The sequence below is a fragment of the Mesorhizobium sp. M4B.F.Ca.ET.089.01.1.1 genome (assembly GCF_004022605.1).
Classification (GTDB): Bacteria; Pseudomonadota; Alphaproteobacteria; order Rhizobiales; family Rhizobiaceae; genus Mesorhizobium; species Mesorhizobium abyssinicae.
In genome coordinates, this window is record NZ_RZOS01000987.1 from 1 (window position 1) to 895 (window position 895).

Consider the following 895-nt stretch of genomic DNA (forward strand, 5'->3'; position numbering starts at 1 on the left):
GGCCGAAGCAATTCCGCTCGTCGTGCAATCGCTTTTCATGCACGATCTCAGCGGCCGCGAAATCGTCAGCGACGTATCCATTGCCGTCAAACGCGGCGAAGTCCTGGCCATCATCGGCGAGTCGGGATCGGGCAAGACCTCTGTCGCGCTGAGCTTGCTTGGCTTTGCGCGACCGGGAATGCGCATTTCGTCGGGCAAGATAACGATTGGCGGTACCGACATCCTCTCGCTTTCGGGGCGCGAGAGGCGCGCCTTTCAGGGCGGCAAGGTCTCACTGGTTCCACAGAATCCGACCACCAGCTTCAGCCCGCGAATGTCCATCGGCAAGCAAATGGCCGAGCTTCTTGCCGCGCATGGTCACTCGGGGCCTGGCCTGAAGCAGTTGCTGGCCGAGGCTCTGCGCAACGTAGACCTCCCCAATGATGAACGGTTTTTGAAACGCTATCCCTTCGAGTTGAGCGGCGGACAACTTCAACGCATCGCCATTGCGATGGCCTTTATGACGTCTCCGCAGGTGATCGTGATGGACGAGCCAACGACGGGCCTGGACGTCTCGACCCAGCAGACGATCCTTGAACTCATCGCCAGGCTGGTCAAGTCCAGCAACGCCAGCGTGGTCTACGTAACCCATGACCTTGCGGTTGTGAACGTCGTCGCCGACCGGGTGGCGGTCATGCTTTCTGGCAGGATTGTCGAGCAGGGCGGCCGCAAGCAGGTGTTTGCTGAGCCGCGCGACGATTATACACGCATGCTGCTCGACGCCATACCGCGACTGGTGGCCGAGAGCCCAGGTCCTGCGGCAGATGATACGACCGACAGCGCCCTTGAATTCCAGAACGTCCTCGAGGTGAAGAACCTGCGCGCCTCGCATGGCAACGTTGAGGTCGTCCACGGT

The 895-nt window shown here is 60.8% G+C and carries 1 protein-coding gene; it reads left to right on the top strand.

Annotation, left to right across the window (positions count from 1 at the left end; translation table 11 throughout):
- Window positions 1-895 (top strand): ABC transporter ATP-binding protein (locus tag EN780_RS35535; RefSeq protein WP_133372924.1); only part of this gene is annotated, 895 nt, incomplete at both ends.